The sequence below is a fragment of the Flavobacterium circumlabens genome (assembly GCF_004345565.1).
Lineage (GTDB): Bacteria > Bacteroidota > Bacteroidia > Flavobacteriales > Flavobacteriaceae > Flavobacterium > Flavobacterium circumlabens.
In genome coordinates, this window is record NZ_SLWA01000007.1 from 309,254 (window position 1) to 325,623 (window position 16,370).

At 38.8% G+C, this 16,370-nt stretch carries 6 protein-coding genes; all 6 read left to right on the forward strand.

Features of this window, described 5'->3' with window-relative positions:
• Window positions 1–25 precede the first annotated feature (25 nt).
• Window positions 26–1,900: an asparagine synthase (glutamine-hydrolyzing) gene (asnB, locus tag EV142_RS17595; RefSeq protein ID WP_132037148.1), complete on the forward strand. Its 1,875-nt coding sequence runs from the start codon at window positions 26–28 to the stop codon at window positions 1,898–1,900.
• Window positions 1,901–1,933: 33 nt separating this feature from the next.
• On the forward strand, window positions 1,934–3,604 hold the full coding sequence (locus EV142_RS17600) for a cyclic peptide export ABC transporter (protein WP_132037149.1): 1,671 nt from the start codon (window positions 1,934–1,936) through the stop codon (window positions 3,602–3,604).
• Between the two features lie 16 nt (window positions 3,605–3,620).
• Window positions 3,621–4,331 carry a thioesterase II family protein gene (locus EV142_RS17605; RefSeq protein WP_132037150.1) on the forward strand — a complete coding sequence of 237 codons (711 nt, stop codon included), beginning with the start codon at window positions 3,621–3,623 and terminating at the stop codon, window positions 4,329–4,331.
• Between the two features lie 23 nt (window positions 4,332–4,354).
• Window positions 4,355–4,936 (forward strand): hypothetical protein, encoded by a 582-nt coding sequence (locus tag EV142_RS17610; protein WP_132037151.1) that lies wholly within the window; start codon window positions 4,355–4,357, stop codon window positions 4,934–4,936.
• Window positions 4,937–5,034: 98 nt separating this feature from the next.
• A complete protein-coding gene (locus EV142_RS17615; protein ID WP_132037152.1) occupies window positions 5,035–5,673 on the forward strand; it encodes a 4'-phosphopantetheinyl transferase family protein in 639 nt (212 codons plus the stop codon).
• A 114-nt stretch (window positions 5,674–5,787) separates the two neighbouring features.
• The coding region (locus tag EV142_RS17620; RefSeq protein WP_132037153.1) for a non-ribosomal peptide synthetase at window positions 5,788–16,370 on the forward strand (10,583 nt) is incomplete at its 3' end.

Here is a 16,370-nt window from a genome sequence, read left to right on the forward strand (position 1 = left end):
GCAAGACGTACCAATTTATAAAAATATGTGTGGAATAAGTGGAATTTATAATTTCGATAGAGAATCTGTAGCCAGAGAGGATATCATTGTGGCTATGACCAATAAAATTCAGCATCGCGGACCGGATGATTCGTCTTGTTATATAGACGGTCATGTGGGACTTGGATTTGTACGACTAAGTATTATTGATTTAAGTCATGGAATGCAGCCCTTTTTTAGTCCTGATAAATCGATCGTATTAACCTGTAATGGAGAAATCTATAATTACAAGGAGTTACGTCACAAAATGGAAGACAAAGGATACAACTTTAATACCAATTGTGACATCGAAGTCCTGGTTTATCTGTACATGGAGTACGGGGTGGATTTCTTAAATATGATCAACGGCCAGTTTGCTTTTTGTCTCTACGATAAAAAGAAGGATATACTCTTCATGGCCAGGGATCATTTCGGGATTTGTCCCTTATTCTATGCCAAACTGGATCACGCTTTGGTATATGGTTCAGAGATAAAAGCAGTTTTGGAACATCCTGACGTTTCCAGAAGAATTGATTATAAGGGACTGGATCAGATTTTTACATTTCCGGCCAATATTGCTCCCATCACCTTTTTTGATGATGTAAAAAGTTTAGAGCCGGGACATTATGCCATATTGCATAACAATAAACTGGAAATAAAAGAATACTGGAATCTTGATTATCCAACCTCAGATTATGATTACGGTCAGAAATCGGAAGAATATTACGTAGAAAACCTGAATGACTTACTCTTAAAGTCGGTAAACTATCGTTTAAATGCAGATGTTCCCGTTGGTTTTTATTTAAGTGGCGGACTGGATTCTTCTATGATTGGAGGCATGATGCGACATTTGGATAAGGATAAGGAATTCAACTCATTCTCTATTTGTTTCTCTAACACAGAAAACAAAGACATCAACGAGCAGCGTTTTCAACGGCTATTAAGTGAGCAGATAAAATCAAAACACAATGAAATAGAATTTGAGTGGAATGATTTTGAAAGCAAACTTCGCGATGTGATTTATTATTCTGAATCTCCGCTAAAAGAAACTTACAATATTTGTTCGATTGCTTTATCTGAAAGAGCGAAACGCGAAAAAATAAAAGTAGTCCTTTCCGGAGAGGGAGCAGATGAATTATTTGGCGGCTATGCAGGCTACAAATTTGACGGAAGGCGTGAAGGAAATATCGGCTACAAAGATTTAGAGCATTTAAGGGAAGATGAGATTCGAAAACAACTTTGGGGAAATCCGGATTTCATTTATGAAAAAAATGAAAATGTTTTCCGCGAAACCAAACAAGCGATTTATTCCCCGCTTTTAAACGAATCGTATAAAGATTTTGACTGCCTGAAAGAACCGGCTATCGATCACGGACGTATTAAAAACAGGCATCATTTTCATCAGCGTTCCTACGTTGATTTCAAATTACGTCTGGGCGGACACTTAATAGCCGATCACGGAGACCGTATGACGCTGGCGAACAATGTAGAAGGCCGTTATCCTTTTTTAGATGTAGACCTGATCAACTTTGTAAAAACAGTACCTCCTTCTTTAATGGTGAAGAATATGGAAGAAAAGTACATCCTTAAAAAAGTAGCGCAAAAGTATGTACCGTCTCAGATCATTAATCGCGAAAAATTTGGATTCGTAGCACCGGGAAGTCCGCACTTACTGAAAACAAACAGCGAATGGATCAATGATTTATTGTCTTACGATCGGATCAAAAGACAAGGGTATTTCGATCCGGATACCATAGAACGTCTTAAAAAAATGTACAGTAGAGACGGGTTTATATTAAATCCCCCTTACGATTTAGACTTGCTGATTATCGTATTGACTTTCAATATGTTTCTTGACATTTTTGATGTACCGAATGTTTAATAAATTAATTCTTCTTCTTAAAACCAATACTAAATGAAATTTATCAAAACCCTATTAAGCAAATCAAAAAAGGCCTTGGGATTTATGCTCATATTAGGAATCTTCAACAGTATTCTTAACGCGGGATTATTAATTTTTATCAATAATACCATCATAAAAGAACCGATTCCATTCTTTCCGAAATATGACTGGGCCCTTTTTATAGCAATCATCCTGGCTTCGTTGGTCTGTTCCCGTTTCTTTCAAACCTATATGATTAAGCTGACGAATAACTTATTGTTTGATTTTGAAATCATGATTCTAAAAAAACTGCGTATGGCTTCCTATCAGGATTTTGAAGAAATAGGAAACGAAAAAATATACACCGCTATTAATGATACCAAAGTATTGGGAAGTATTCCTGAAGTATTCATGAATGCGTTTAATTCCCTGATCGTAATCTTGTGCTGTTTCGGATATTTATTTTATATCTCTCCGGTTGGAGCAGGTTTGGTGGTGGTGGCAATGGTCCTTTTACTGGTCTTTTACTTACTAAGAAACAATGCCATCGAAAAGGATTTAAACGAAAAAAGAGACTTGCAGAATTCTTATTATCAGTATTTAGCCGATATGCTTCATGGTTTCAAAGAACTTAAAATGGGCATTACAAGAAGCAATAATATCCTGAGTAAATTTCTGGTAAAAAACAGGGTAAAAGGAAAAGATATTTCGATACATACTTCCATAAAATATATGGATAATGAATTAACGGGCTATTACAGCTGGTACATTATTCTGGGAATCGTCATGTTTGTACTGCCGGTTTATTTCAATATCAGCACTGAAAAAACAACAGCTTTTCTGGTAACAATCCTATATCTTATAGGGCCTGTGGCGGTTTTAATTACACTAATTCCAACCTACACCATGGTTAAAATTTCAGTGGAGCGTTTAAACCTGATCGAACAAATGCTGGATCCTATTCAGGATAGAATCGTTCCAAGCAAATTAGCGAACGCAGAGCCATTTGAAGAAATCAGACTGGAAAATGTTACGTACTTCTATAATGATGAAGAGCGAAATCAGAAGTTTTACCTGCAACCCGTAAATCTTACGATCAAAAAAGGAGAAATCATTTTTATCACCGGTGGAAACGGCAGCGGTAAAAGTACTTTCGGAAACCTGCTTACCGGATTGTACAAACCCTACGAAGGTTCCATATACTTTAATGATCAAAAAATTGATTCAGGTCAGTTAATGTATTACAGCGATAAAATTGCAGCCGTTTTTACAACGAACTACATCTTCAGTGAAAACTATGATGAATTTGAATTGAAAGAAAACACAGGCGAATTAAAAGCACATATCGACATGATGAAAATGCAGGAAGTACTTCACCTCGATGAAGAACGAAATGTGTTTGATAAAAATTTATCCAAAGGGCAACAAAAAAGACTGGCAATGATCTATGCTTTATTAGAAGAGAAAGAGATCATCATCTTAGATGAATGGGCAGCAGAACAAGATCCCGGATTTAGAAAATATTTCTATGAAGAAATATTGCCACAACTTAAAGAGCAGGGAAAAACAATTATCGCCATCACGCACGATGATGAATATTTTGACAGGGCGACCCGAGTGATCAAGTTTAATTTCGGAAAAATTGTAAGCGATAAAAGTAGTGTGTCAGATTTTACGGCTGATATAAAACGCCTGATTAACTAAGAAAAAGTGATTTGACATGATGGATCTAATTTGTTTACATTTTGCAGGAGGAAACAAATATTCCTTCTATCCCCTGGAAGAATTTTTAGATAAAAATATCAATTTAATTACGCTGGAACTTCCCGGAAGAGGCAAAAGATTTCATGAACCCCTGCTTACAGATATTCATCTTATAGTAGATGATTTGTTCGAACAGTTAAAGCAAAACGTATCCAGGCCCTATGCGATTTTCGGGCATAGTATGGGGGCAATCCTGACTTATTTACTGGCACATAAAATTGAGGAAAATGACTTCCAACGTCCGATTCATTTATTTGTTTCCGGTTGCAAGCCTCCGAAAATTAGGAGAGAAGCTCCTTTTTACCATGATTTGCCTAAAGACGAATTTGTCAATAAAATCAGGGATATGGGCGGATGTCCGGAAGAAATTTTAGGGAACGACGAACTCATGGCACTTTTTGAACCTTCGTTAAGGGCAGATTTTAAAACCATTGAAACCTTTACCTACGAAAAGAAAGATCCATTAAAAATGAGGCTTACGGTTTTTATAGGAAACAAAGACAAAGTCAGTTGGGAAGACGCAAAAGCCTGGGGAGAAGAAAGCATACATCCTATTGATGTGAAGGAGTTTGAAGGGAATCATTTTTTTATATTCCAACACAAACAAGAAATTACAGCTTTATTTAAATACTATATCAATACAAAAAACTTATTAAATAACTATTAAAAATTAAAACCATGAACTTAAAAATGAAAACAGTATCAATCGCACTACTAATGTTATTTGTTGTTTCTTCCGTAACAGCACAAAAGAAAACAAATCTGAACATTAAACCGAATTTAGTTTTAACCTATTCCGCGAAAGATCCTAAGGGAAATGAAGTGTTACTGCCATTGGAAATTAAAGAATTGAATGATAAAAAAATAGTTTTGGAATATTCTATGATTAACGGAGATAAGAAAATTTCCGGAGAATGGGTGATTTCACCAAAAGGACTTGAGTCAGGAAAATACTTTAACTGGCAGGCATTAAATCCTTCAGAAGTTAGAATACTGCCTAAAGACCAGACTATTTTTTGTGTTTCAAAAAAGTTTCTGGATGAAATAAAAAGCAAAAAAACAGCAAAGTATGATGATAAAACTTTCGAATTGAAAGAGATACCAAAAGGAAAAGAAATTATAGTAGACGGTAAAGAAATTGACGCTATCTACATCGCTGAAAAAGGCGGAGATTCAAAATACTGGATTTTAAACAACAGAGATTTACCTTTTATTGTTAATTCTGCCGGAGGAGACGGACCATCGTTTAAGCTTACAAAAGTGAGCAAGTAATCGCACAACGTTTTAGATAATCCATAACTAAACCTAAATAAGGCAGGAATGTATCCGGGAAAACTCTTTGATACATTCTGCATTGCCGGAAAAAAATCATGCAAGTTTATTATGCTATTATAACCCAGCCGTTAAACGACGTTGATTTTAAAAGGTATCTGGACCAAATGCCGCCTTTTATTCAGCAAAAAATTGGCCGTTACAAGAATTGGGAAGACGCCCACACTTCTTTGCTGGGCAAGTTATTACTGATACAGGCCCTGCAGGACAGAGGGGTTCAAAAAACCGACCTTTCTTTACTCACGTACAATCAATACGGAAGGCCTTCGATTCCGGGAATAATAGATTTTAATATTTCACATTCCGGAACTTTGGTACTCTGTGCGATTGCCACAAGCGGAACTATCGGGATAGATGCAGAAGTCGTGAAACCCATCAACAAAATGGATTTTTATAATTGCTGGACTCCAACGGAGGTGAAAGCAATCTATGACGATCCGGACGATTACAAAACCTTTTACAGCCATTGGACTAAAAAAGAAGCTGTAGTCAAAGCAATCGGAAACGGATTAAACATTCCGTTGACAGACATCGAAATTAATGGTGATCTGGCAACCGTTGCCCATCATGGAAACTGGTATGTAAAAGAAATTCCATTTTCGGAAAAATATATAGTGCATATGGCTGCCAAAGAGCCGTATGGTGACCCCATAGTTGTCATACAAAAAGAATTTTAATAAGCTGAACAATCACTTATTTACAATTCGAACATTCTCAGAAAAAAAACCGAATTCTTTAAAGAATATATTTTTTGCCGCTTTCTTAGCGGTGAAAGTTAATAATGTCTTAATATGCTTATTAGTAATACTTTAGTTGATGTTTTAGAAAATGCCGCACAAGAGCAAACCGGAATTACGTTTATTCGTTCCTCTAGTGAGGAAGTAACGTATTCTTACCGGGAATTGCTTAGTAAAGCATTGTATACGCTCCATAATCTTCAGGAATTTGGAGTGCGCTCCGGCGATGAGGTCATTATACAAATAAATGATAACGCAGAATTTTTACAGGTTTTCTGGGCATGTATACTGGGGAAAATCATTCCTGTTCCGGTCGCAATCGGAAGACAGGAAGGACACAAGCATAAACTATATAACATTTGGAAAAAATTAAATAATCCTTTTTTAGTCTGTGACAAAGGCCTGTTGGATGAAATGTTCACTTACAAAAGTGATGAGGTAACCGAAGCAGCGTATCAGAAAATTGCAAAAACGACACTATTTTCAACAGATGCTGTAGTGGAGAAATCCCAGGGCATTAGCAACACCGATATACGTGCCGAAGATATTGCCTACATTCAGTTTTCATCCGGTTCTACAGGAAATCCAAAAGGAGTGGAATTAACACATGCTAATTTAGTAGCAAACATTGTTGATATTGCAAATCGTTCGCAAATTACAGCAGCAGACCGATCTCTAAGCTGGCTGCCACTGACACATGATATGGGACTTATTTGTTTTCATCTCTCGTGTACACTAAGAAAAATTCAGCAATTTTTATTGCCAACAACACTTTTTATCAGAAGGCCTTTACTTTGGATGGAAAAGGCAAGTGAGCATCAGGCAAGTTTGCTGTATTCTCCAAATTTTGGATGTCAATACATCTTATCGGCAATAAATACGGCAAAAAATCCGATGGACTGGAATCTTTCGAAGGTAAGGATCATGTACAATGGTGCTGAGCCGATCTCATGGAAACTGTGTAATCAGTTCCTGGAAGAAATGGCACAGTTTCAATTGCCTTCATCCATTCTGTATCCGGGTTACGGACTGGCAGAAGCATGCGTGGCGGTGACCCTTCCAATTGTAGGGAATCCTTTCAAATGTTATTTTGTAGACCGTAATCATTTGAAAATCGGAGAAAAAATAGTAGAAGTGGCCAACGAAAATAGCGCCAACAGTACTTCATTCGTAGAAGTTGGAAGACCATTGGACCAATGTCCCGTACGAATAGCAAATGATAATGATGAAGTATTGGCGGACAAGCACATAGGACATATTCAGATCAAAGGGGCGAATGTGACCACAGGATATTATAATGATCCCGAAATAAGTGCAGCCTGTAAAACAGACGATTACTGGCACAGAACAGGAGATTTAGGTTTTATGTACGAAGGTGCTTTGGTCATCACCGGACGTGCCAAAAACCTGATTATTATTAACGGACAAAATATTTATCCGCAGGATATTGAAGAAATTCTTCATAAAAAACTTCATTTAAAACCGGAAACTGTCGTAGCCTGCAGCGCCAGGAAAGATGTAAATCATTCCGAAGAATTACTGATTTTTGTACAGCAACGGTCGATATCGGAAGATTTTATTCAGACAATTTGGGATATAAAGAGAGAAGTTCTAAATGAATTAAATCTGGAAGTAAAACAGGTGATAGCCGTAAAAAGTATCCCTAAAACAACAAGCGGAAAAGTACAGCATTACCAATTGGTACAGCAATATCTTGCAGGAGATTATGAAACTCAAATTCTGAAAACAACGGAATTAGAAGAACAATTAACAGACAAAGAAGACGATAAAACGAATTCTTTAGATGATAAATTGTGGTCCCTCGCCAGGCACATCCTTAAGAATGATACCTTAGAATTTTCGCAAAATTTCTTTACCGATCAATTCAATAGCTTAAAGGCGACAGCATTACTATCGCGAATTCAGCAATTGGGCTACCAGATATCGATAGAAACACTTTTCAAAAATGCCAGTGTAGCAGCATTAAGCCAATATCTCCAAAATCAGGAACAAGTTCAGATTGCAGCAATTGAAGTTGCGGAAACAAGCAATAATTATCCATTGACTGCGGGACAAAAGCGATTTTGGATGTTGCACCAATTCAATCAAAGTACTGCGGCACACATTACAAGTGTAAGCCGTATCAAAGGAAATTTCAACCCAACCGCTTTCAGCAATGCCATGAAAACGATTGTAAACCGTCATGACAGTTTGCGTACCATTTTCAAAAGCGAAGCCGGAGAAATAGTCCAACAAGTCATTCCGGCGACTTCTTTTGACTTTGAAGTTAGCCAATTGGATTTCAGTACGAAACCAGCACCGGAAGCCCTGGCCAAATCACGCGCCTATGAAGTGGCCAACAGCAGTTTTGATTTATCGAAAGGCCCGTTACTTCGAGTAGAACTTATAAAAATATCCGAATCTCAATATTATTTTATTTTCGTCATCCATCACATTATCAGCGATGGCTGGTCCATTGATGTCATTAGTAAAGAATTACAATCATTCTATAAATCGTATAGTTTAGGAAACGAAGCTGTACTTTCGCCGCTGCGTTTACAATACAAAGATTACGTTGCCTGGTACAATTCGTATGCTGCGACCGCTTCGTATGAAGCTTCCCGTACCTATTGGCTGAATCGTTTTTCAGGCGAACTGCCGAGTTTGGAATTGCCTTTCTCTAAAAATGGCGGGGATTCCCTGTCTTTTTCAGGAGCGTATTTACACCATAGTTTCAGCCGCGAGATCAGTACAGCATTAAAAACACTTTGCGCGGCACATCAGGTAACCACTTTTACGGGTATCATGAGTGTGCTCAGCAGTGTATTTTATCAGCTTACCGGACAAACAGACCTTATTATCGGAACCGATACAGCCGGCAGAATACACCAGGATCTGGAAAATCAGGTAGGGTATTATTTAAATTTACTTCCGATTCGAATCGGTTTTTCAGCTGAAAACAGTTTTACGGAATTACTTTCTGTAGTACATCAGGAACTATTGGCAGGGTACAGCCATCAGTCGTACCCGTTTGATACCCTGATCTCCGAATTGGGATTACCAAGAATTATGGGTAAACTTCCACTATTGGATGTACTGGTATTGTTTCAAAACTTCGAAAATGCATTAGGTTTTAACGATTTAATCGAAGACGTTTCCATTAGCAGTGAAACGATCGAAACCCCGACAAGCCTGAATGATTTATTATTGGAATTCAAAGAAACCAACGATACCTTATCACTCACAATTCGTTACAATACAGCCCTTTACAAGGCCGAACAATTGGAAGTTTTCATAACCTCTTTCGAAAATATAGTAAAAGCAATACTCGAAAATCCAACGCAGTCAATTGAAAAATCAGGCATTCTGTCAGAAGCAGAAAAAGCTACAATTCTACAATTCAGCAAAGGAGCAACCAAATTATATGAATCAGGATCGATACTAGAACTATTCAGAAAACAGGCAGCCAAAACACCCGAGTCCAACTGTTTAACCTATGAAGGCAAAAGCCTTAGCTATGAGCAAGTAGAAGCACTTTCGAATCAACTGGCCGATCAATTGGTAAACGAGTATCAGGTAAAAACCGGAGCAATCATCGGATTAATGACCCATCGTGATTTTGATATGATTATCGGAATGCTAGGGGTTTTAAAATCCGGGGCAGCGTATCTTCCTATCGATAAAGACTATCCCGTTGCACGCCAAAATTACCTGATAGCAGACAGCGGATTAGACGTACTCATTGTGAGCCACAATGTGGAAGTTGAAGCAGCGGTTTCAAAATTAGAACTCCATATTGACCAATTATCAAAATACGATAATAATTATAAGGGAATCACAGCATCAAAAGACGATCTGGGGTATGTCATGTATACTTCAGGCACCACAGGAAAACCAAAAGGAGTGATGATTACCCATAATTCACTATTGGATTATACACAGACTTTTGTAAACTATTTTGGACTTACAGCCAATGATGTTGTTATTCAGCAATCCTCATTCAGTTTTGATACCAGTGTAGAAGAAATTTATCCGGTACTAAGTGTCGGCGGCGCATTGATATTAACCCCTTCGGGCGGAAAAGACGTCGAAGCGTTATTAAATCTAACAGCAAAACATAATGTTACGCTTTTAAGCAGTACGCCATTGGTGCTACAAAGCATCAACGAATTACTGGCAGCGCGCAACAGCAACATACCATCCTTAAGAACAGTAATCAGTGGAGGAGATGCTCTAAGATTAGAATACATTTCCAACTTTTCAGAAAAAGTAAAACTGTACAATACCTACGGCCCAACAGAAGCAACGGTTTGTACCAGTTATTATGAAATAGACAACAGCAGCGTTTCCAACTGTATCGGTGCCCCTATTTTCAACAGGGAAATCTACATCTGTAATAACGATCTGGAAATACAGCCACAATTTGTAATTGGGGAATTGTATCTGGGAGGAAGCGGGATTGCAGCAGGATATCACAACCAGCCCGCACAAACAGCAGAACGTTTTATTGAAAATCCTTTTGGGAAAAACAAACTATATAAAACAGGCGATTTAGGCTATTGGGATGCCTCAGGAAATATTCATTTTATGGGTCGAAAAGACCATCAGATGAAAGTTCGCGGTTATCGCGTGGAAACAATGGAAGTGGCCAAAGCGATTATCGGCTTTGAAGGTGTTACGGACAGTTATGTGACGGGCTTTAACGCTCATGGCATACAACATTTAGTGGGCTATTATACCGGAAAAAGTACCGAAACCGCTTTACGTGACTATTTACGCAATGAGTTGCCGGATTATATGGTTCCAACCTATTTAATTGCAATGGAATCTTTCCCAATGACGGCCAACGGAAAAATAGCCATCGACAAATTACCGGATCCCATACTGGTTTCCGCAAAAGAACATCAGCCCGCCCGAAACGAAAGAGACGAGCAGCTGATTGCCATTTGGAAAACCGTATTACAAACAGACAAAATCGGAATCACCGATAATTTCTTTGAGCTGGGTGGCCATTCCTTAAAAGCCGTTCAGATTGCCAACAGAATACAGGAAGAATTCTCTGTAGCCATTGGCCTGAAAGAAATATTCTTATATCCGGTATTGCAAGACCAGTCCGATCTATTGGCTGCTTTGGAGGAATCAGTATACGAACCGATTCCGGTGGCAGCTGTTCAGGACGGATATCCGTTATCCTACGCACAAAGAAGATTATGGTTTTTGGATCAATTGGGAATCGCTAAACAATCCTTCAATTTATGCTGGTTATGTAATATTGAATTAGGAAACAAAGTATTCAACCCAACCGCTTTCAGCAATGCCATGAAAACGATTGTAAACCGTCATGACAGTTTACGTACCATTTTCAAAAGCGAAGCCGGAGAAATAGTCCAACAAGTCATTCCGACGACTTCTTTTGACTTTGAAGTTGGCCAATTGGATTTCAGTACGAAACCAGCACCGGACGTCCTGGCCAAATCACGCGCCTATGAAGTGGCCAACAGCAGTTTTGATTTATCGAAAGGCCCGTTACTTCGAGTAGAGCTTATAAAAATATCCGAATCTCAATATTATTTTATTTTCGTCATCCATCACATTATCAGCGATGGCTGGTCTATTGATGTCATTAGCAAAGAATTACAATCATTCTATAAATCGTATAGTTTAGGAAACGAAGCTGTACTTTCGCCGCTGCGTTTACAATACAAAGATTACGTTGCCTGGTACAATTCGTATGCTGCGACCGCTTCCTATGAAGCTTCCCGTACCTATTGGCTGAATCGTTTTTCAGGCGAACTGCCGAGTTTGGAATTGCCTTTCTCTAAAAATGGCGGGGATTCCCTGTCTTTTTCAGGAGCATATTTACACCATAGTTTCAGCCGCGAGATCAGTACAGCATTAAAAACACTTTGCGCGGCACATCAGGTAACCACCTTTACGGGCATCATGAGTGTGCTCAGCAGTGTATTTTATCAGCTTACCGGACAAACAGACCTTATTATCGGAACCGATACAGCCGGCAGAATACACCAGGATCTGGAAAATCAGGTAGGGTATTATTTGAATTTACTTCCGATTCGAATCGGTTTTTCAGCTGAAAACAGTTTTACGGAATTATTATCGACAGTACATCAGGAACTATTGGCAGGATACAGCCATCAGTCGTACCCGTTTGATACCCTGATCTCCGAATTGGGATTACCAAGAATTATGGGTAAACTTCCACTATTGGATGTTTTGGTATTGTTTCAAAACTTCGAAAATGCATTAGGTTTTAACGATTTAATCGAAGACGTTTCCATTAGCAGTGAAACGATCGAAACCCCGACAAGCCTGAATGATTTATTATTGGAATTCAAAGAAAGCAACGATACCTTATCACTCACCATTCGTTACAATACAGTCCTTTACAAGGCCGAACAATTGGAAGTTTTCATAACCTCTTTCGAAAATATATTATCCAGAGTAATAGCCCATCCGGCGCAGGCTATTGAAAAATATAACATCCTGTCAGAAACAGAAAAAGCTACAATTCTACAATTCAGCAAAGGAGCAACCAAATCCTATGAATCAGGATCGATAGTAGAACTATTCAGAAAACAGGCAGCCAAAACACCCGATTCCAACTGTTTAACCTATGAAGGCAAAAGCCTTAGCTATGAGCAGGTAGAAGCACTTTCAAATCAACTGGCCGATCAATTGGTAAACGAGTATCAGGTAAAAACCGGAGCAATCATCGGATTAATGACCCATCGTGATTTTGATATGATTATCGGAATGCTAGGGGTTTTAAAATCCGGGGCAGCGTATCTTCCTATCGATAAAGACTATCCCGTTGCACGCCAAAATTACCTGATAGAAGACAGCGGATTAGACGTACTCATTGTGAGCCAAAATGTAGAAGTTGAAGCAGCAGTTTCAAAATTAGAACTCCATATTGACCAATTATCAAAATACGATAATAATTATAAGGGAATCACAGCATCAAAAGACGATCTGGCGTATGTCATGTACACCTCAGGCACCACAGGAAAACCAAAAGGAGTGATGATTACCCATAATTCACTATTGGATTATACGCAGACTTTTGTAAACTATTTTGGACTTACAGCCAATGATGTTGTTATTCAGCAATCCTCATTCAGTTTTGATACCAGTGTAGAAGAAATTTATCCGGTACTAAGTGTCGGCGGCGAATTGATATTAACCCCTTCGGGCGGAAAAGACGTCGAAGTCTTATTAAATCTAACAGCAAAACATAATGTTACGCTTTTAAGCAGTACACCCTTGGTGCTACAAAGTATCAACGAATTACTGGCAGCGCGCAACAGCAACATACCGTCGTTGCGAATCTTAATCAGCGGGGGAGATGCCTTACGATTAGAATATATTTCCAACTTTTCAGAAAAAGTAAAACTGTACAATACCTACGGCCCAACAGAAGCAACGGTTTGTACCAGTTATTATGAAATAGACAACAGCAGCGTTTCCAACTGTATCGGAGCTCCTATTTTTAACAGGGAAATCTACATCTGCAACAGCCAATTAGAAATACAGCCACAATTTGTAATTGGGGAATTGTATCTGGGAGGAAGCGGGATTGCAGCAGGATATCACAATCAGCCGACACAAACAGCAGAACGTTTTATTGAAAACCCTTTTGGGAAGGACAAACTATATAAAACAGGTGATTTAGGCTATTGGGATGCCTCAGGAAATATTCATTTTATGGGTCGAAAAGACCATCAGCTAAAAGTTCGCGGTTATCGTGTGGAAACAATGGAAGTAGCCAAAGCGATTATTGCCTTTGAAGGTGTTACAGACAGTTATGTGACGGGCTTTAACGCTCATGGCATACAACATTTAGTGGGCTATTATACCGGAAAAAGTACCGAAACCGCTTTACGTGACTATTTACGCAATGAGTTGCCAGATTATATGGTTCCAACCTATTTAATTGCAATGGAATCTTTCCCAATGACAGCCAACGGAAAAATAGCCATCGACAAATTACCGGATCCCATACTGGTTTCCGCAAAAGAATATCAGCCCGCCAGAAATGAAAGAGACGAGCAGCTAATAACTATTTGGAAAACCGTATTACAAACAGACAAAATCGGAATCACCGATAATTTCTTTGAGCTGGGTGGCCATTCCTTAAAAGCCGTTCAGATTGCCAACAGAATACAGGAAGAATTCTCTGTAGCCATTGGCCTGAAAGAAATATTCTTATATCCGGTATTGCAAGACCAGTCCGATCTATTGGCTGCTTTGGAGGAATCAGTATACGAACCGATTCCGGTGGCAGCTGTTCAGGACGGATATCCGTTATCCTATGCACAAAGAAGATTATGGTTTTTGGATCAATTAAATGAATCGTCCATTGCCTACAACGTTACCTTCGGACATTGGCTGCAGGGACCCTTAGATATAAAAGCCTTGTCGTATGCTTTCAATGCCTTAATAAAAAGACATGAAAGCTTAAGAACGGTTTTCAGATGGAAAGACGAAGAAGTCAAACAATACGTAAAAGCTTCTGAAACTATTGATTTTGAAGTAGAAAGTATCGATTGGGAAAAGGCAAAAGACGACGATGAAACGATAGTGAATACTATTTTCAAAGAATACAATACTGCTTTTAATTTATCGAAAGGGCCGTTGTTAAAAGTACACGCGTTCAGACGTTCAGCAGAAAAGCATTTTCTGTTCATCAACATACATCACATTATTGCAGATGAAATTTCGGTTCAGATACTAATTGCAGAACTGCAGGAATTATACAACGCGAAAATTAACGGAAACCAGATAGTTTTAAAAGATTTAAAAGTTCAGTACAAAGATTTTGCGGTTTGGCAGCAAGTGTCGAAAGAGCAGCAAGAAATTAGTCATAAATCCTATTGGTTAGAAAAATTATCAAGTGAAATTACTCCGTTGAATCTTCCAACATGTTTTCCAAGAGGCATAGAGCAAACCTTCAATGGAAAACGCATAAAACACACGTTTGGAAAGGAAATAAGTGCAAAGTTTCATTCGTTGTTAGAGCAACAACAGTCATCGCTGTTTATGGGGGTGCTTTCTTTAGTGAAAACACTTTTATATCGCTACACCGGAACTCAGGACATCATTATAGGAACTCCGATATCCGGCAGGGTACATCCCGATTTAGAAAATCAGGTTGGATTCTATCTCAATACTTTAGCCCTTAGGGATGAATTATCCGGTGATATGAGTTACGAAGCTTTACTAACGCAGGTAAAACAAACCTGTTTAGACGCGTATGAACATCAATCGTATCCGTTTGATTTGTTGGTCGAAGAGTTGGATGCTGCCCGTGATTTGAGTCGTTCCCCATTATTTGATGTAATGGTGGTTTTGGAAGACATGGAACGTTATGATAAAAAACTTTCCTTTTCAGATATCACGATTGAAGGAGAATATGTGGATGAAGAAACAAGCAAATTCGATATCACTTTTTACTTCAGTAAACGAAATGACAATTTACATTTAACGATCGAATATAACACTTCGTTATTTTCAGCTTCGCGAATTGCAAGAATGGCTTCGCACCTGGAAGAATTGTTGGCCTTAGTCGTTGCAGCTCCGCAGACCAGTATTGGGAAATATAATTATTTATCGGATGCAGAACGTACTACTATTTTAAAGAATTTCAATGCTACGGCAAAAGATTATCCATTAAGCGGCAGTTTCCTGACCCGATACGAGCAAAATGTAAACAAAACGCCACAAGCGGTGGCAGTTTGTTATGCAGATCGAAAATTGAGTTACGAAGCATTGGATGCCGCTGTAAACCAATTGTCGAATTATCTGAAAGACAATTATAATATTCAGCAAGGCGATTGCGTCGGTTTACTGATGGATCGCAGCGAATGGATGTTAATCTCGATGTTAAGTATCCTGAAACTGGGCGGTATTTATTTACCGATTGATAAAAGTTATCCCACATCCAGAATCAGTTACATCTTAGAAGATGGCCGTGCAGCGTTATTGATTGCTGATACAAAATATACAGATGAATCCGGAATCAAAGTAATGCTGCTGCCGGAGCTAACAGAAGAAATTTCCACTTACAGCAGTGAACTGGCCTCTGTTGTTGTTGATGAAGCAGATCTGGCGTATATGATTTATACCTCCGGTTCTACAGGAACCCCGAAAGGCGTAAAAATTCTTCACAGATCCGTTACCAATTTAATGTATGCGATGGAAAGTGAAATTTCAGCAAACGCATCCGATTCGTTACTGGCTGTTACCACCTATGCTTTTGATATGTCTGTGGTAGAGTTATTCCTGCCCCTGCATGTTGGTGCAAGCGTGATTATCGCCTCAACGCCATCATTAAAATCACCGGAAGCCATCATCGAATTGTTTGAAAAACACAATCCGAGTATCATGCAGGCAACGCCTGGTTTCTGGCAGATGCTGGTAGATGCAGGCTGGGAAGGAAGCGAGAAAGTGCGTGTCATTACAGGAGGAGAAGCGTTATCGTTATCACTGGGAGAAGCACTGATCAACCGCTCAGAAACAATCTGGAACATGTACGGACCAACGGAAACCACGGTGTATTCGACTTATAAAAAAGTAAAAGAAACCCAGGACATTCCATACATCGGACGTCCGGTAGA

Bases quoted from the DNA above. Each gene is read 5' to 3' on its own strand.
- asnB (WP_132037148.1), top strand. From the start codon at position 26: ATGTGTGGAATAAGTGGAATTTATAATTTCGATAGAGAATCTGTAGCC.
- EV142_RS17600 (WP_132037149.1), top strand. From the start codon at position 1,934: ATGAAATTTATCAAAACCCTATTAAGCAAATCAAAAAAGGCCTTGGGA.
- EV142_RS17605 (WP_132037150.1), top strand. From the start codon at position 3,621: ATGATGGATCTAATTTGTTTACATTTTGCAGGAGGAAACAAATATTCC.
- EV142_RS17610 (WP_132037151.1), top strand. From the start codon at position 4,355: ATGAAAACAGTATCAATCGCACTACTAATGTTATTTGTTGTTTCTTCC.
- EV142_RS17615 (WP_132037152.1), top strand. From the start codon at position 5,035: ATGCAAGTTTATTATGCTATTATAACCCAGCCGTTAAACGACGTTGAT.